The organism is Herbaspirillum sp. CF444 (assembly GCF_000282135.1).
GTDB lineage: Bacteria > Pseudomonadota > Gammaproteobacteria > Burkholderiales > Burkholderiaceae_D > Herbaspirillum.
Map to the genome: position 1 here is coordinate 56,617 of NZ_AKJW01000015.1, position 16,144 is coordinate 72,760.

At 54.5% G+C, this 16,144-nt stretch carries 19 protein-coding genes; 15 read left to right on the forward strand and 4 right to left on the reverse strand.

What is annotated here, in order from left to right; genetic code table 11:
• Positions 1-97: 97 nt before the first annotated feature.
• The 10 genes from rbfA to PMI16_RS25150 all read left to right on the forward strand — a co-directional run bounded on the left by rbfA (position 98) and on the right by PMI16_RS25150 (position 8,017).
• On the forward strand, positions 98-487 hold the full coding sequence (rbfA, locus tag PMI16_RS02675) for a 30S ribosome-binding factor RbfA (protein ID WP_007876149.1): 390 nt from the start codon (positions 98-100) through the stop codon (positions 485-487).
• 81 nt (positions 488-568) lie between these two features.
• Positions 569-1,522, forward strand: a complete 954-nt coding sequence (gene truB / locus PMI16_RS02680) for a tRNA pseudouridine(55) synthase TruB (protein WP_007876150.1) — start codon at positions 569-571, stop codon at positions 1,520-1,522.
• A 147-nt stretch (positions 1,523-1,669) separates the two neighbouring features.
• Positions 1,670-3,505, forward strand: a complete 1,836-nt coding sequence (typA, locus tag PMI16_RS02685; RefSeq protein WP_034378954.1) for a translational GTPase TypA — start codon at positions 1,670-1,672, stop codon at positions 3,503-3,505.
• Positions 3,506-4,371: 866 nt separating this feature from the next.
• Positions 4,372-4,938 carry a hypothetical protein gene (locus PMI16_RS25650; RefSeq protein WP_157212501.1) on the forward strand — a complete coding sequence of 189 codons (567 nt, stop codon included), beginning with the start codon at positions 4,372-4,374 and terminating at the stop codon, positions 4,936-4,938.
• Complete coding sequence (locus tag PMI16_RS25655; protein WP_007876155.1) at positions 4,913-5,086, forward strand: hypothetical protein; 174 nt, start codon at positions 4,913-4,915, stop codon at positions 5,084-5,086. The genes PMI16_RS25650 and PMI16_RS25655 overlap by 26 nt, the downstream gene beginning before the upstream one ends.
• Before the next feature lie 439 nt (positions 5,087-5,525).
• Entirely contained in the window at positions 5,526-5,993 is a 468-nt protein-coding gene (locus PMI16_RS02695) for a hypothetical protein (RefSeq protein WP_007876157.1), read from the forward strand.
• A 104-nt stretch (positions 5,994-6,097) separates the two neighbouring features.
• Positions 6,098-6,313: a hypothetical protein gene (locus PMI16_RS25660; protein WP_337469032.1), complete on the forward strand. Its 216-nt coding sequence runs from the start codon at positions 6,098-6,100 to the stop codon at positions 6,311-6,313.
• The gene (locus PMI16_RS24935; protein ID WP_007876159.1) at positions 6,306-6,689 is read left to right on the forward strand and encodes a phage holin family protein; all 384 of its coding nucleotides are present in this window, start codon (positions 6,306-6,308) and stop codon (positions 6,687-6,689) included. The genes PMI16_RS25660 and PMI16_RS24935 overlap by 8 nt, the downstream gene beginning before the upstream one ends.
• Positions 6,686-7,396 (forward strand): glycoside hydrolase family 19 protein, encoded by a 711-nt coding sequence (locus PMI16_RS02705; protein WP_007876160.1) that lies wholly within the window; start codon positions 6,686-6,688, stop codon positions 7,394-7,396. The genes PMI16_RS24935 and PMI16_RS02705 overlap by 4 nt, the downstream gene beginning before the upstream one ends.
• Before the next feature lie 45 nt (positions 7,397-7,441).
• Positions 7,442-8,017, forward strand: coding sequence for a lysis system i-spanin subunit Rz (locus PMI16_RS25150; RefSeq protein ID WP_007876162.1), 576 nt, complete (start codon positions 7,442-7,444; stop codon positions 8,015-8,017).
• Here PMI16_RS25150 and PMI16_RS02710 read toward each other — a convergent pair.
• Positions 7,942-8,946, reverse strand: a complete 1,005-nt coding sequence (locus tag PMI16_RS02710; protein WP_007876163.1) for a DUF2806 domain-containing protein — start codon at positions 8,944-8,946, stop codon at positions 7,942-7,944. The genes PMI16_RS25150 and PMI16_RS02710 overlap by 76 nt on opposite strands.
• Before the next feature lie 152 nt (positions 8,947-9,098).
• Between PMI16_RS02710 and PMI16_RS25665 the strand changes: the two genes are divergently transcribed.
• Complete coding sequence (locus PMI16_RS25665; protein ID WP_157212503.1) at positions 9,099-9,335, forward strand: hypothetical protein; 237 nt, start codon at positions 9,099-9,101, stop codon at positions 9,333-9,335.
• Positions 9,336-9,622: 287 nt separating this feature from the next.
• Here the strand turns inward: PMI16_RS25665 and PMI16_RS02715 are convergent, their stop codons facing one another.
• From PMI16_RS02715 to PMI16_RS02725, 3 genes are all read right to left on the reverse strand, one after another.
• Positions 9,623-10,315 (reverse strand): MAE_28990/MAE_18760 family HEPN-like nuclease, encoded by a 693-nt coding sequence (locus PMI16_RS02715; RefSeq protein ID WP_007876173.1) that lies wholly within the window; start codon positions 10,313-10,315, stop codon positions 9,623-9,625.
• Complete coding sequence (locus tag PMI16_RS02720; RefSeq protein WP_007876175.1) at positions 10,312-11,400, reverse strand: DUF262 domain-containing protein; 1,089 nt, start codon at positions 11,398-11,400, stop codon at positions 10,312-10,314. The genes PMI16_RS02715 and PMI16_RS02720 overlap by 4 nt, the downstream gene beginning before the upstream one ends.
• 212 nt (positions 11,401-11,612) lie before the next feature.
• Positions 11,613-12,599: a site-specific integrase gene (locus PMI16_RS02725; protein ID WP_007876177.1), complete on the reverse strand. Its 987-nt coding sequence runs from the start codon at positions 12,597-12,599 to the stop codon at positions 11,613-11,615.
• A gap of 146 nt (positions 12,600-12,745) precedes the next feature.
• Between PMI16_RS02725 and dusA the strand changes: the two genes are divergently transcribed.
• The 4 genes from dusA to nusB form a co-directional block, all read left to right on the forward strand.
• Positions 12,746-13,789, forward strand: coding sequence for a tRNA dihydrouridine(20/20a) synthase DusA (dusA, locus tag PMI16_RS02730; RefSeq protein WP_051994568.1), 1,044 nt, complete (start codon positions 12,746-12,748; stop codon positions 13,787-13,789).
• An 85-nt stretch (positions 13,790-13,874) separates the two neighbouring features.
• A complete protein-coding gene (gene ribBA, locus PMI16_RS02735; protein WP_007876182.1) occupies positions 13,875-14,987 on the forward strand; it encodes a bifunctional 3,4-dihydroxy-2-butanone-4-phosphate synthase/GTP cyclohydrolase II in 1,113 nt (370 codons plus the stop codon).
• A gap of 102 nt (positions 14,988-15,089) precedes the next feature.
• Positions 15,090-15,575: a 6,7-dimethyl-8-ribityllumazine synthase gene (ribH, locus tag PMI16_RS02740; protein ID WP_007876184.1), complete on the forward strand. Its 486-nt coding sequence runs from the start codon at positions 15,090-15,092 to the stop codon at positions 15,573-15,575.
• Positions 15,576-15,682: 107 nt separating this feature from the next.
• On the forward strand, positions 15,683-16,144 hold a 462-nt coding region (nusB, locus tag PMI16_RS02745; protein ID WP_007876186.1), incomplete at its 3' end, for a transcription antitermination factor NusB.

Below are 16,144 nucleotides of genomic sequence, written 5' to 3' on the forward strand. Positions count from 1 at the left end.
GTCTGCGCTGCAAACACCCGCCTTGTTTCATTCAATAGCATCACAGAATTTTTATGCCGTCCCGCTTGGGCGAGACGGCCGAGGTCAGTTTCCCAGCATGGCAAAACACAGCAAATCCATTCCAGGGCGCGGTCTGCGCGTCGCCGATCAGATTCAGCGCGATCTGTCGGAAATCATCGCATTCGAGTTGAAAGACCCGCGTGTGGGGATGGTCACGATCACCGAAGTGCAAGTGACGCCGGACTATGCGCATGCCAAGATTTTCTTCACGACGCTGAAGGACGACAAACAGGCCATCCAGGACACGCTGACCGGTTTGTCCAAGGCGTCGGGTTTCCTGCGCGGCCAGCTGGGCCGTCGTCTGACGATCCATACGCTGCCTGATTTACATTTTGTGCACGATAACTCGACCGTGCGCGGCATTGAAATGTCGCGCCTGATCGACGAGGCCAATGCCACGCGCGCCAAGGATGCCGACGAAAACTGAGTTTTCCACGATGGCCTGATGCTTCAGATTTGAGGCATGCCATCGCCGCATCGATTGACGATTTCTCCGGATTTGACACTCATGGCGCATTCTTCGCCTTCGCAACCCCGCCCTCCCAAAATTCCGCGCGTGCCCGTACACGGCGTGCTGCTGCTGGACAAACCGGTGGGCTGGTCGAGCAACGACGCATTGATCAAGGCCAAGCGGCTGCTCAACGCGCTCAAGGCCGGACATACGGGTACGCTTGATCCGTTTGCGACCGGTTTGCTGCCGCTGTGTTTCGGCGAGGCCACCAAGTTTTCGCAGGATTTGCTGGAAGCGGACAAGACGTACGAAGCCGTTGTCCATCTCGGCATCGTTACCAATACCGGCGACACCGAAGGTGAGGTGCTGAGTACCAAACCGGTTGATGTCAGCCTGGCGCAGATCGAATCGGCGTTGCAACAGTTTCGCGGCGAGATTTCACAAGTGCCGCCCATGCATTCCGCGCTCAAGCGCGACGGCAAGCCCTTGTACGAATATGCGCGCGCCGGCATCACGTTGGAACGCGAAGCGCGCAAGGTAAGGATTCATCAGTTGGAACTGCTGGGCTACGAAGCGCCGTTCTTGCGAATTCGCGTGATGTGCAGTAAGGGCACCTATATCCGCGTGCTTGGCGAAGATATCGGCGCATTGCTCGGTTGCGGCGCCCATCTGAATCAGTTGCGGCGCACCGGTGTCGGCGCGTTGACCCTGGAGGGCAGCGTGACGCTCGACCAGTTCATCGCGCTGGAAGACGGCCAGCGCACGCAAGCCTTGCTGCCGGTGGACGGTTTGCTGACGACTTTTCCGGCGGTGATGCTGACGGATGTGCTGACCGAGCGTTTTTTGCACGGGCAGCGTCTGGCGCTTGGCAAGGAAGGTATCGCATTGCCCGCAGAATCAGGCCGGGCACGGGTTTATCAGGAAAGCAGCGGGCGCCTTCTGGGCACCGGGCTGATGCAGGAATTCGGCATCCTGGCGCCGGAACGGCTGATTTCGACGGTGTCGAACTAGCGGTTTGTAGCAGCAGTAATTGCGGTACTCGCCAGTTGGAATGAAAGTACAGCAACTCTTTGAAATTATTAGGCTTTTTAAGTTCGTGCGTCGCAACATGCTATAATGCGCGCCTCTCAGGATTCGGCAGACCAAACTAACTCAATCATGTCAAACAATAAACGCGCTATTCGCAACATCGCCATCATCGCCCACGTTGACCATGGCAAAACCACCCTCGTCGACCAACTGCTGCGTCAGTCGGGTACTTTCCGCGAGAACCAGCAGGTTGATGCCCGCGTGATGGATTCGAACGATATCGAAAAAGAACGCGGCATCACCATTCTGTCGAAGAACTGTGCCGTGGAATACAAGGGCACCCACATCAACATCGTCGATACCCCGGGCCACGCCGACTTCGGTGGTGAAGTGGAGCGCGTGCTGTCGATGGTCGACAGCGTGCTGTTGCTGGTGGATGCGCAAGAAGGTCCGATGCCGCAAACGCGTTTCGTGACGCGCAAGGCGCTGGCACTGGGTCTGAAGCCTATCGTCGTGGTCAACAAGATCGACCGCGAAAACGCCGATCCGCAAAAGGCCGTCAACGCCACCTTCGAACTGTTCGACAAGCTCGGCGCAACCGACGAGCAACTGGATTTCCCAATCGTCTACGCCTCGGGTTTCAAGGGTTACGCCGGTCTGGAAGACACCGTCCGCGACGGCAACATGGAGCCGCTGTTCGACGCGATCCTGGAACACGTTCCTGCGCGTGAAGATGACCCGGACGGTCCGCTGCAACTGCAAATCACTTCGCTGGAATATTCGTCCTACGTCGGCAAGATCGGCGTCGGCCGTATCCTGCGCGGTCGCGTGCGCGGCCTGCAAGACGTGGTCTGGATGAACGGTCCCGACGACAAGCCGACCAAGGCGCGCATCAACCAGGTGTTGACCTTCCGCGGCCTGGAACGCGTGCAGGTTGAAGAAGCGCTGGCCGGCGACATCGTCCTGATCAACGGCATCGAAGAAATCAGCATCGGTTCCACCATCTGTGCACCGGACGCGCCTGAAGGCCTGCCGATGCTCAAGATCGACGAACCGACCCTGACCATGAACTTCATGGTCAACAGCTCGCCGCTGGCCGGCCGCGAAGGCAAGTTCGTGACTACGCGTCAGATCCGCGACCGTCTGGATCGCGAACTGAAGTCCAACATGGCGCTACGCGTCGTGCAGGCGGAAAACGACGACTCGACCTACGAAGTGTCGGGCCGCGGCGAATTGCATCTGACCATTCTGATCGAAAACATGCGTCGCGAAGGCTACGAGCTGGCCGTGTCGCGTCCACGCGTGGTGTTCAAGATGGTTGATGGCGTGCGCCACGAGCCGTATGAAAACCTGACCGTCGACGTCGAAGAAACCAGCCAGGGCGGCGTCATGGAAGAACTCGGTCGCCGTCGCGGCGATCTGCAAAACATGGAACCGGACGGCAAGGGTCGCGTCCGTCTGGAATACCGTATTCCTGCTCGCGGCCTGATCGGCTTCCAGGGCGAATTCATGACGCTGACGCGCGGCACCGGCTTGATGAGCCACGTGTTCGACGACTACGCGCCGGTGGACAACAGCAAGGGTGAACTCGGCGGCCGTCGCAACGGCGTGCTGATTTCGCAAGACGACGGCGCTGCCGTTGCTTACGCGATCTGGAAACTGCAAGACCGCGGCCGCATGTTCGTGAGCCACAACGATCCGGTCTACGAAGGCATGATCATCGGTATCCACTCGCGCGACAACGATCTGGTCGTCAACCCGATCAAGGGCAAGCAGTTGACCAACGTCCGTTCGTCGGGTACCGACGAAGCCGTGCGCCTGGTGCCGCCGATCGAAATGTCGCTGGAATACGCGGTTGAATTCATCGACGACGACGAACTGGTTGAAGTCACGCCGAAGAGCATTCGCCTGCGCAAGCGTTTCCTGAAGGAGCATGAGCGTAAAAAGGCATCCCGCGACGCGTAAGATAAGCGGCGTGGCAGTCTGGGCGCAGTTTGCTGCAGCCTGGCCTAGGCTGGAAGGGCGGAGAGAGGGCATCTGGGCAGTTTGCGAAGTGCTGATATTTGTTTTGTGAATACCTGATATCAGCACAAAAAAGCAGACATTCATGATGCAGTGCCATATAGTTGCACCTGTCTCCTCCAATTTCCTCCTAAAGAATTGGATTTAAGCCCGCAACCGCAAGGTGAGCGGGTTTTTTTTTGCCTCGATGGTTTTTATGGCAATCTCTTGCGGGCAGGCGCTTACGGCGCCATTCTCGAATTGCTGTTGTAGAAAAGTGATGTCATTTGCCTACAGTTTCTGCCGGATTTTTATCCGAGCACCGAAATTGTGCGATGCGAAATGACTAATGCTGGTTTGTGGTGCAGAATCACCCCCGCAGTATAAAAATCCTATCTCTCAAGAGGATAGAGGGGACACCAGCCCGCAACGTGCAAGCGTTGCGGGCTTTCTATTTGTAACTCGCCTGCAGGCCTCTCGCTAGGGGCCTCAAGCAAGTTCGACAATGAATATGGTGTGTAGCTTCCCGGCATGATGCTGGGATCTCATTAGGAAAAGTGCATGTCTTACGGACCGAGAACAATCAGCGTAGCGCCTATGACGGACTGGACTGAATTAGCTCTGTAATCCTTTTAAAATAAGATTTTTTAGATGTGATTGTCCATTTTTTGTCCAATTCTCTCTGCGCTATTGTCTGTTAGCTGAGGTCAAAGCCCTCTGCTTCGCTGCGATCGAGGGAGGCCGGTAGGGTAAAATCTCCATAGTCAAATAACTAAGAATGTTGGGGAACAGTGCGCCAATCGGAGAGTCAAAATTTAGAAGCCGCGAGGGTGAAATATGCTGCGATCAGGGCGACTACACAAACTTACGTTGAGGAAGAGTGGTTAGCGGAGCAACGTGAACGCATAGTGGTGACAGCTTTAAATTCTGACGCTCAGTCCCATTTTGATAGGTACTGGCGCAATCATCCCCAGCGCTTGGTTTCTTTTGATTGGTTCGGGAGCATTAAGAAGACTTTGGACAATAGCCATCCGCGTCGCTTAGAGTTTGCTTTCTGGAAGAATAAGATTTTGTGCGGTCTGGTTGTTGGTCGTATATCCAAAGGCGGTCAGTGGCTCTCTGTGACGCATATTGAAGGATATCCGGATGCATCGCACCCACTCAAAGGAAAAATTATTGCTTTAGCACTATTTGCTGCTGACGTTTATTCCGTAGCAACAAAAAGTGAGGCTAGAGGATTCCAGCCACGTGTTCGCCTGTTGGATCCGGTGCCACAGGTCATAGCGGCGTATCAGAATCTAGGTTATAGTGACGTCGTCGTTACAAAAAAGCTTCGTTACATGACGAAGCCTTATATCGCAGGAGTTCATCATGAAGACACAACACGCAAAAGTTGATAGCGGTCCTCGCAAGCTCGCAGGTAATCCTACGACCGCAGCTGTGGAAGAACTGCGCCGTCGATTCGAGCAAGCAAAAGGTGTCTCTTCATTGAAAGATTTGCTCACGGTAAAGTACGACGGTCCGGAAGTTTCGGGTAAAAATTAAACGATAATAGTATTAAAAAAAGAGCCTCGATTTTCGAGGCTTTTTTATTTCCTGCTCTTTCAACGGAGTCAAGGTCTGGGCGGTTTGTGAAGCGCTCTAGCTCGTTCCCGTTGCATGTCAAGGTACTCCCCTACATCCCTAACGTCGGCGACACGGTTGCGCCCCTCTTTGCGAGTTGGTATGGGGAATGCCCCTGCCGATAGAAGATTGTGTGCGGTTCCGCGCACGACGCCAATCTCGTCACATACTTCTTCGCGCTTCATCGTCAGTCGCTCGTACTTCATTGCGAGGAAAACCGCTGCTTTCATATATTTTCGCCACACTCGACGCAGTCACGTTCAAAGCCCTGATGAAGAAATTCATCGGGGCTTTTTTATACCCGTTCGTATGTTAAGGGCTTGCTATATTGGATGCCCTTCAACAAGAACAAGGTGGGTATATGGATCCAAATGAAATAGGGCAGGCGGTTAGCTTCTTAAATGCTGTCAAAGAAGTCACGGCGATTGCGGCACGTTTCAAAGCGCTGTTGGAGACAGCTCCTAAGGCGGAGGCCAACGGCACTGCCAATCGTTTTGAGAGTTTTCAGCTCACGAACGGTACGTTCGCCACGGATTTCTTGCTGCAAACAGAGTTCGGCAAGATTGCCGCAGCGTTTGGGCTGGTGAACCATGACAAGGAAATTTACGGTGCATATCAGTTCTCGTTGGCCGTACTCCCGGATGCGACTGCACCTGAGGAGATAAAATGGGTCAAACTTTCAACGTTGTTCTTTGATAAATTTGGGAACACCGCAAGACCAGCGCCGTGCGATAGCATCGCGCTCGGCGAGGACGATCCGTCAACCTTCAAGCGCCATTTCTTTGGTAGCTTGATATTGGCTGCTTCGGAAGCTCTGCCAGTTGCTTGACGCTTCTAAGAATCAGACGGTGTAAATGACTGCACCGTCACATTCTTGTGCGTGTCATCTGAAAGCCCTGTGCCAGTAATGGCCAGGGCTTTTTTGTTTACTTCCTGGTTTCCATGATGGCGGGATACCTCACATCGCCGGAACTGATGCGTATGGCGGCAATTCACGATCGCAGTGTGGCGTCACTGATCGCTGCGACGTTGGTGGTGACGATCCTGAATAAGGGGATTGACTGGGCCGGCAACATGAATTTTGCCGATTTCATTATCAACCTCGGCTCGATGCTGAGCCGGATGAAAGGAACCAAGAAAGATGAATGAGCTTATCCATCCGTACATCGACCTGCAGCGCGTGCTGCTGATCGCTCAGCTGGTCATTTCGCTGCTTGTGGTCGGCCGGCTGATGTTCTATCGCAAGAAACACGCACGGCATAAGGTCCATATGTCGGTCGTCGCGTACTTGCTTCTGGTGGCCTATGGCTGGACGGCCATTCGTATCTTGACGGGCGAATATCTTTCGCCCGTTGACTGGTCCGATTTGGCAGTCAATGCCGCCGTGCTGTTGGCAGTCTTCTATGCCAAGGGCAATATCGCCCGCTTCCTCATGACGGCGCCCGGCGCGCGGTACAAGGTGAGGGTCTCCGGGCAGTTCCCGCCGCAACGCAATCCAAGTGTTTCAAAGGAGACGAAACTATGAACGTGCAGCAACTGCAAGCCATCATGCCCGCCGCCAAGCGGGCATTGTTGTTTTTGGAGCCGTTGAACGCCGCCATGCAGGAGTTCGGCATTCTGGCGCCGCTTCACCAGGCGATGTTCATTCCGCAGATCGCGGTGGAAACAAGCCAACTGGCCAGGCTCGATGAAAACCTCAGCTACAGCGCGGACGGCCTGGCCAACACATGGCCGAGTCGCTACGCGCAAAAGGATGGTGCCGGCAACTACGTCAAGGTCACGCCGCCGGCTGCAGCGTCCGACCTGCCAACGCGGCCGTGCAATGCTCCCAACGACCTAGCTAAATGCCTCGACCGTAACGCAGTAGCGATCGCCAACAATGTCTACGCCAATCGCGGCGGCAATGGGGACGAGGCCAGCGGCGACGGCTGGATGTTCCGTGGCGCCGGCGGCTTCATGTGCACATTTCATGATGGCCATGCGCAATGTGCTGCTTACTTCGGAATTCCGCTGCACCAGGTTGGCGACTGGTTGCGCACGCCTGAGGGCGCGATGCGGTCTGCAGGTTGGTACTGGAACGTGAACGGCATGGCTAAGTTTGCCGACGCTGGCGATTTCGACGGCGTCTGCGATGTCCTCAATATCGGCCGCAAAACTCAGAAGGTCGGCGATGCCATCGGTTATGCGGCTCGCCTCACACATTACAACCTCGCTCGTCAAGCTCTGTTGTAACGCTGTGCAGACGTCTGCACATTCTCATATCGAAAAGGAACAGCAATGATCAGTTATCTCGATCCGCGTCTCTGGCTACTGTTGATCGCACTGGCTGGAGCATCGTACTGGTGCGGCGACTACCGGCGCGGGAAGGTCGACGCAGTCGCGTGCAACGGCCGTATGGACAAGGCCGACAATGACGCGTTGAAAAAGCTCAATGCTGCTAACGAGCGCTACCGTGAAGCAGAGCGTGCAGGGCAGGCGACGTTCAACAACTTAACTCAGGCTAATCTGAAGGAGAAAAACGATGCGAAAACTCAACTGGATATTTTGCGCGGCAAGTTGCGCGACGGCGCTGAGCGGCTGTCAATCCGCGTTGCCCCCGACACGAACAGTGGAAGCTCAGCCGGTGCAGTTACCGACGCTGGGAATCAACAAGCGCGAGCCTACCTTTTGCCAGCGGACGCTGAAGCTGTTCTCGACATCGCAGCAGACGCGGACGACGTCGTGCGCGACCTCAATTCCTGCGTCGACAAGTACAGCGCTGCCATGATTTTTACAGACTATTCCTCCGGAAGTTCTTCGATCTCTCTGAAGTTGCCAATCAGACCGCCCGCTGGTGTTATCGCCACGCCATAATCAAGTGTGACACCCTGCGGCTTAATATGAGTTTTAAGAGCAGTGAGGTATTTTTTATTTGGACGGGGAGGAATTAGTTTTAATAGTTCCTCCCCGGCCTGAGTGGTTCGATATGCGCCGAAATTCAATACAGTGGCGGTTTGATGCCTCAGTCTCAACCAAATGTCGTTGAAACGTAAAATGCCTACTCGCTCAGCTTCGCTCCTTTGATCTAGTTGAATTGGAAGCGACAGGTCAGCCGCGTGTATCAGATTCGCATGCTGTAGCTGGATGATGTGTTCGAAATTCAAATCGCCATCACTTTGAACAATATCTGTTTCGAAATCGAAATCAAGCGTATGCGGGTTGATTGGCACAAGGATTTTAAGAGCAAACCGCCCGAAGACAAGTAAGCGGGAAAACCTCTCGAATAGTTGAGCCTCTGTCGCAGATAGGTTGCTTAGAATTTCTAACGTTCGCAGGCTAAAAGTGCCTGGTTTTGAAACTTCCTTGGATAATATTTTCCCCCAAATTTCTTGTAGTTCCTCCAATGACACGTCTTCTGCGTGCTGGAAAAATCTATCGCGCCACTGAGGGTTAACGTCAGTCTCTGGTACTTCCAACGGCGCGTGGGCTAAAGCATAATCGGCGATAGCTTCTAAGTTCGCTTGCCGCTTCACCTCTCGATGCAAAAGCCGTTGTTTCGCACGCTCTGCAAGTGCAAGCATCTCAGGCGTCATGGCTTGGTCTGTTAGCATTAGCATTTGTGCCTCGGCTTTTCGTTCTTCGAGGGCATTCTTCCTGTTGGCCTCGCCGATTTTCAGTATTTCATACGCTTTGGCGTCCGCTTCCTTGCGCATCGCGCGAGGACGATACAGCGTCCCTATCCCTGCGCTTACGACTTCAATGATTTTTTCCGCAGGCTTGCTGAGCCCCAAGAGATCGTCCATATGTCTTGATTTCCTTTTTTTGATCATGAAATTTAACATGACAATTTGAGTTATTGGGCAGGTATGGCACTTCGGACCCTGACAAACTGAGCTGGTGCCGAACTTTGCATAAACTAATATATACAGTTATTTTGTACAGTGGTATTGGCGTTATGACCTCCGCGTCTTTTCCTCTGTTATTGCCGCGACTGAAAGCGTTGGCAAAAAGCAATCCCTCTTCGGAAGTCTTAGAGCTACTCTGGGAAGTAAGACGGTTGCGCACCTTGCTCCGGATGGATCGGCTTGAAATTGAGGCCATATTGCCGGTGGCGCTGGTGGTCGGCGGTGGCATTCATGCTGGCATCGAGAAGATGCACGTTCGATTGAAAAATGAGTCGGCAGCGGAATGATCAGGGTGCGCCATGACTGATAAATCGACTCATCCCGCTGCCGGTAACTTCATGGGCAAGTATCCAGGGGGCCGCAAGACTCTGCGCAGCCCAGCGAAGCCGGAATACTGGTGGACGTTTTCGTTCTCTACCGCGACGGTACCCGGCCTGAAGGGCTACGGCGGGAAGCAATAGCAAGGGGCAGGCTGTCCGGGGAAGAATTGAGGGTATTGATTTGAGTGGCCGCATATGACACGCGGCTCTCGAATACCCTGCGTTATCCGGTCTTTTGGTTCAAGTCTAACGACTTACTGCGCCGCGTACTCGGCATGAAATTCGTTTTTTACGAATTTCATTGCAGCCAATCCATTGTCAACGCATAGAATCAACTGGTCCATTACTGATAGCACTGATTGGAGACGACCTTCCAGCTCGCTACTTTTGACAGATGATCCGACGCGTAGGGGATTAGTCCGCCCGTGGGCAACTTGATTGCGCTTTTCGACAACTTCACTCACCGCAAGTAAATCGGTCTGCACAAATTCATGCTGCGTGATGCAGAGATAGTTAAGAATTTCTATTAGCCTCGTCGGCGAGACGTTTTGCAATTGATCAGCAAATATGTCGTCCTTTATTTTGCAAACGTCGAGCGACTGCATCGATTGCACGAATTTTACTCGTTGTCCCCATTTAGCATCTGATGTAGGACTTTGTAGAGATTGAAATGTTTGTGCTAACGACACCGGTAGGAAATCCAAAGCCGCATGACCGTGTTTTATATTCATCGAGGCGATTTCGCGGAGAGCATGTATCACCACTTCATTCACTGATTTTTCAAAGGCTCCATATAAGTGCACATAAAACAAGCCTCTAATTATCTTCACATCATCGCTATCTACAGGCGGAGTTGCAGTAGATTCCTGAGTTTTGATAAAGGACAGTAGTGTGCGCACTTCTAACATCCGCACATCAATCTCAGTACGGGAGATTGTCGAGGTCATGTGGTGAGGTTCTTGATGACATGGTCGATTCGGCCAGATAGCATCTTGTTGCTATTGGTCGCTCCAGTTGTCAGTGTTTTTAGTCTTGCGTCCGCAACTAATAACGGCAGTTTTTCATGTTTGACGCGCTTGCCTGAACGGAGCGCTTCTGCGAGGCCAATCGATAGTGCTTCAAACAGCACCGCTGATGTAGTGCTGGCTTGTCCTCGAGTGATCCCATTTGGGAATGCAGTTGCCAACAACGACATGGTATTTTTAAATAACTTCACATTCGTTGGAGCAATTTTCTGCCTAGCGTTTCCTTTCATATAGTCGTTGAGGAAACCCTTTACGCTATGTTGAAATTTTTGACGGTCATCGAGATAGGCAAAGAATCGCAGAACATACTCCTGTGCCGTACCATTGCGAGTATCGGAGTCTTTCAGTCTAACCGCAGTTCGGAAGTGTGTATCGGTCGCGAGTTTCTTTAACTGTTCGTTAAAGGGGCCTCGGAAAATACAGTTTCGGATTTCCTGATTCGAGAGAAGGACACCTCCTGTGTTGAGGCGTTCAAACAAGTCGAAACGAACACTCAAATCACTTTTGTCATTGAGAACCGTTACTCTGATCGGTCGTGTTTGAAAAAGTAACTGCAGTGACTTCGGAAGATCGGAATATCGTTTCCCATTTAATTCAGTGACCTTTTCAAGGCCGTCGATTGTTAGTTCAGCCTCGCGATTGATGCGTTCCAACAGCTCAATTTTGGCGCCTGCCATAAAATGAATGAGAGTTGACATACGCTGTACGCCGTCAACGATCTCCCAAGTGGCATCTGAGTTTGTCGCCATAAACAGGCTTGGTACAGGGATACCAAGGAAAATTGACTCAATTAGTTGCGACGACCTTGCTGGATCCCAAACAAATTGTCGTTGATATTCTGGCGGAACAAAAATCGCGTCTTCGACGAACATCTCGAAGATTTGGCGTACCGTCATGTCGTAGCTATCAAAAGACACCATTCGTCGTTCTAGGTCTAACTGCGCCTGAAGCAAGTTTAGGTCCGTTGGCGGGACGGCCTTTGCCGCACGGGCTGTTTGTATTAGCATTCGCAACCTCTCTTGTTTTTCCTTATTGAGACGATGGCATGATAATTCATTCTGGACATTCTCAGGGGTTATGCGATTGATCGATTTACGTGCAGTGCGCCGTCTAGATTATTGTCGCCTAACCCTGTCACTGACGAAGAGACGACCATTTTCGTTCCAAGAGCCGGTCTAGGCCAACTCACGAGCATGTTGATGAATGGTAGTAGGACGACTTAACTTCGATGAAGATCCTTCGCTCGAATCTGAGTGTATCGAGCCAGCATCTTCCAATCCTTGTGGCCCGAGACTAGCGCGACTTGGTGTATTTGGTATCCCTGTTCAAAGAGTCGGGAGACACCTTCGTGACGTAGATCGTGAAACCGTACATCTTCGATTTTCAGCTCCTTGCAGGCTCTCGGAAAGATGCTGCTGACAGTTCCTTCTGTGACGGGGAATATCCTCGGTTCCTTCTCGTTGCGCGGCTGGCGCTTCACAATGTCAAAGGTGTCGCCCAAGAGTGGCACCTCCTGATCATTCCCCTTTTTCGCTCTGGGGTGCTTGCGGTCGCGGATGATGATGGTGCGGTCGACCTCGTTCAGATCGGCCCACTTAAGGTTGATGATCTCGTCCAGGCGCATGGCGGTGCCGATGGCGAAAGGGATCAGATCCCACATCGGCACGACCTGGCGTTGTTTGATCTTGAAATAGGTGCAGAGATTTTCTATCTCTAATAGAGAGGGGCGGCGCGTGCGTTCCTCTGACTTTGTCGAAATGCCAACGTGCTTCAGATACTGCCGCGCTTGGTCGATGCAGGTCAGGTCGACGGGGTAGCGCCACATTTCCTTCGTCACCTTCAGCACGGTCTTGAGATAGGTAAGGTCAATGGCGATGGTGACGCCGCCGGCAGCGGCTTTGGTCTCGCTGCCGGCCAGGCGCACTTTGACGAACTCGATGAGGCGGTCGCCAGTGAGATAGGGCAGCAGGACGTCGCCCAGGGCGAGCTTCAGATTCTGTAGGACAGCGGCTTTGTTTTTGCCGAAAGGCTTGGCCGTGCCGAACTCCTCGACGTATTTGCCGATCAGGAAGTCCAAAGTCTTGTCAGCTATAATGCGGGGGGCCTGAAATTTGCGCGCCTTCATATCGGCTTCTTGCTCGGTGGCCCAGCTCGTGGCCTGCGCCTTCGTATCGAATATCTCGCTGATGGCGGGAAAGCCAGTCATCCGAACTCTTGCCCGTCACCGCTTGCCGATTTTCTGAATAGTTGCTATTGGTCAAAATTAATTCTAGTTTTTGTCCAAATTTTGTCCAGTGGCGAATGATAAACCATTAATTAACGTTAGTTTTTGTGAGTTCTCAAAATATCTCGATCCCCGTAGAAAGCCGCTTTCAGAGCGGTTTAGCGCCGAAATACGGGCCTCGCAGGATATCTGTCGCCCCGATGATGGATTGGACCGACCGGCACTGCCGCGTCTTCCATCGCCAGATCACGCGCCATACCTGGCTGTACACCGAGATGGTCACGACCGGCGCGCTGTTGTACGGCGATGTCGGGCGCCATCTCAATTTCAATGAAGAAGAACATCCCGTCGCCCTGCAACTCGGCGGCAGCGAGCCGGTCGATCTGGCCAAAAGCGCGAAGCTGGGCGAGCAATGGGGTTACGACGAGATCAACCTGAATTGCGGCTGCCCGTCCGAACGCGTGCAGAAGGGCGCTTTCGGCGCCTGCCTGATGGCCGAGCCCACGCTGGTCGCCGATTGCGTGAAAGCCATGCGCGACGCCGTTTCCATCGACGTTACCGTGAAGCACCGCATCGGCATCGACGACGTCGAGTCCTACGATTTCGTGCGCGACTTTGTCGGCAAGATCGCCGAAGCCGGCAGCAAGACCTTCATCGTCCATGCCCGCAACGCCGTCCTGAAAGGCCTGAGCCCCAAGGAAAACCGTGAAATCCCACCGCTCAAATATGACTACGCCTATCGCCTCAAGCGCGATTTCCCCGAGCTGGAAATCCTGATCAATGGCGGCATCAAGACCGTGGCGGAGATCGACGAGCATCTCAAGCACGTCGACGGCGTCATGCTGGGGCGCGAGGCGTATCACAATCCTTTCCTGATGGCCGGTTTCGACGCGCGCTATTACGCTGAACTCGACGGCGGCGTCCAGGCCAACCGCAGCGAAGTGATCGAAGCGATGATGGCCTATGCGAGCGCGCAACTGGCGCTGCACGGCGACGGCGGCAAAGGCCTGCGCCTCAACAGCATCACGCGCCACATGCTCGGCCTGATGGCAGGCATGCCCGGCGCGCGCGCCTTCCGCCAGACCTTGTCGGACTCCAAGCGGCTGGCGCTGGGCGATCCGGCCTTGCTGATGGAAGCGTTGTCGCATACGCAACTGGTCACGCTGGAATAAGTCATCCGCCTGCAGATGAGGCATGAATGAAGCGGTAGGCCGACCGCAAATCCTTTAAAATACGGGGCTACTGAGGGAATTCTTTATGCCTATCGCAACAACAGAAGAAATCGTCGCCGAACTGCGCGCCGGACGCATGGTCATCCTGGTCGACGAAGAAGATCGTGAAAATGAAGGCGACCTGGTGCTGGCCACCGATTTCGTCACGCCGGAAGCCATCAACTTCATGGTCAAGTACGCGCGTGGCCTGGTGTGCCTGACGTTGACCGAAGAACATTGCGACCGTCTCGACCTGTCGATGATGTCGACCCGCAACGGCACCCAGTTCGGCACCAATTTTACCGTCTCGATCGAAGCCGCCGAAGGCGTTACTACCGGCATCTCCGCCGCCGACCGCGCACGCACGATCCAGGTTGCAGCCGCCAAGAACGCGACGCCGGCCGACATCGTGCAGCCTGGCCATATTTTTCCGCTGCGCGCGCAAAAGGGCGGCGTACTCATGCGTGCCGGCCATACCGAAGCCGGTTGCGACCTGACTCAGATGGCAGGTTTGACGCCGGCGGCCGTGATTTGCGAAATCCTCAAGGACGACGGCACCATGGCGCGCCTGCCGGACTTGCTGGAATTCGCCGAAGAGCACAAACTGAAGATCGGCACCATCGCCGACCTGATCCACTATCGCAGCCAGCACGAAAGCATCATCGAGCGCGTGGCCGAGCGCGAGATGCATACCGTGCATGGCAGCTTCAAGGCCATCGCCTATCGCGACACGCCAAGCGGCGGCGCTCATCTGGCGCTGGTGCATGGCGACATCCGTCCCGGCGAAGAAACCCTGGTGCGCGTGCATCAGCCGGTATCGATCCTGGATCTGCTGGAGACCGAAGCGACCACGCACTCGTGGAACATGGCTTCGGCCATGGCGGCCATCAAGGCGGCGCCGAGCGGTGTGGTCGTGCTGCTCAATTGCGAAGAATCGGCGGACCAGATGTTTGCCCAGTTCGCAGCCTTGAACAACACGCATGCCGTCAAGCCCACGCGCGCCGAACGCATGGACTTGCGCACCTACGGCATCGGCGCCCAGATTCTGAAAGATTTGGGCGTCTGCAAAATGAAGCTGCTGGCCAGTCCGCGCAAGATGCCGTCGATGACCGGTTTCAATCTGGAAGTCACGGGGTATCGCGCCAAGCCGGAAGCCTGACCAGCGCAGATCTTTGCTCTATCGGATGCATTGCCGCAACATCGGTCGCCGCAACACTATTCACCATCAACAGAAGCGCAAGTTTGCGTATAAGGAAAAGCCATGACTATAGGTACTTACGAATCGGATCTGAATGGCGACGGCTTGCGTATCGGCATCGTACAGGCGCGTTTCAATGAAGACGTCTGCCACGGCCTGCTGGCGGCTTGCCTGGCGGAACTCAAGCACCTGGGCGTGCAGGACGAAGACGTCCTGCACGTGAGCGTGCCGGGCGCGCTGGAGATTCCGCTGGCGTTGCAAAAGATGGCCGAGACCGACCAGTTCGACGCCTTGATCGCGCTGGGCGCCGTCATTCGCGGCGAGACCTATCACTTCGAACTGGTGTCCAACGAATCCGGCGCGGGCATCACGCGCGTCGGCCTCGATGCCGGCATCCCGATCGCCAACGCGGTCCTGACCACGGAAAACGACGAGCAGGCTGAAGCGCGCATGGAAGTCAAGGGTGCAGACGCGGCCCGCGTCGCCGTCGAGATGGCCAACCTGGCGCTGGCGCTGGACGAGCTGGCGCAGGTGACGGAAGAAGAATAAGCACCCTCGGAAAAGGCGCTCGCACCATGGCAGGCAATGCCTGAGCCGATGACGATGCATCTTTTCATTTTTGTATCCAGTATCGAACCGGTTTTACCCTATTCATCATGACCAATAAAAATCAACACGCCAACCCGAGCAAGAATCGCACGCCGCGTCACCGCGCCCGCGAATTCGCGCTGCAGGGCCTGTATCAATGGCTGCTCAACAACGAGGACGCCGGCGCCATCGAAGCGCACATCCGCGAAGCACATGGTTTCGACAAGGCCGATGCCGAACACTTCGACGTGCTGCTGTACGGTGCGATCAAGCAGGTCGCCGATTTGCGCGCCGGTCTCGCGCCGCTGATCGATCGTCCCATCACCGAACTGTCGCCGGTGGAACATGCCGCACTGTTGATCGGTGCTTTCGAGTTGAAGAACAACATCGAGATCCCGTACAAGGTCGTCATCAACGAAGCCGTTGAACTGACCAAATCCTTCGGCGGTATCGACGGCCACAAGTACGTCAACGGCGTGCTCGACCGTTTCGCCGCCAAAGTGCGCGAAACCGAAATAGGCGCCGGGGGG

Coding starts and splice junctions, on each gene's coding strand:
- rbfA (WP_007876149.1), top strand. CDS start 98: ATGGCAAAACACAGCAAATCCATTCCAGGGCGCGGTCTGCGCGTCGCC.
- truB (WP_007876150.1), top strand. CDS start 569: ATGGCGCATTCTTCGCCTTCGCAACCCCGCCCTCCCAAAATTCCGCGC.
- typA (WP_034378954.1), top strand. CDS start 1,670: ATGTCAAACAATAAACGCGCTATTCGCAACATCGCCATCATCGCCCAC.
- PMI16_RS25655 (WP_007876155.1), top strand. CDS start 4,913: ATGAAGACACAACACGCAAAAGTTGATAGCGGTCCTCGCAAGCTCGCA.
- PMI16_RS02695 (WP_007876157.1), top strand. CDS start 5,526: ATGGATCCAAATGAAATAGGGCAGGCGGTTAGCTTCTTAAATGCTGTC.
- PMI16_RS24935 (WP_007876159.1), top strand. CDS start 6,306: ATGAATGAGCTTATCCATCCGTACATCGACCTGCAGCGCGTGCTGCTG.
- PMI16_RS02705 (WP_007876160.1), top strand. CDS start 6,686: ATGAACGTGCAGCAACTGCAAGCCATCATGCCCGCCGCCAAGCGGGCA.
- PMI16_RS25150 (WP_007876162.1), top strand. CDS start 7,442: ATGATCAGTTATCTCGATCCGCGTCTCTGGCTACTGTTGATCGCACTG.
- PMI16_RS02710 (WP_007876163.1), bottom strand. CDS start 8,946: ATGGACGATCTCTTGGGGCTCAGCAAGCCTGCGGAAAAAATCATTGAA.
- PMI16_RS25665 (WP_157212503.1), top strand. CDS start 9,099: ATGACCTCCGCGTCTTTTCCTCTGTTATTGCCGCGACTGAAAGCGTTG.
- PMI16_RS02715 (WP_007876173.1), bottom strand. CDS start 10,315: ATGACCTCGACAATCTCCCGTACTGAGATTGATGTGCGGATGTTAGAA.
- PMI16_RS02720 (WP_007876175.1), bottom strand. CDS start 11,400: ATGCTAATACAAACAGCCCGTGCGGCAAAGGCCGTCCCGCCAACGGAC.
- PMI16_RS02725 (WP_007876177.1), bottom strand. CDS start 12,599: ATGACTGGCTTTCCCGCCATCAGCGAGATATTCGATACGAAGGCGCAG.
- ribBA (WP_007876182.1), top strand. CDS start 13,875: ATGCCTATCGCAACAACAGAAGAAATCGTCGCCGAACTGCGCGCCGGA.
- ribH (WP_007876184.1), top strand. CDS start 15,090: ATGACTATAGGTACTTACGAATCGGATCTGAATGGCGACGGCTTGCGT.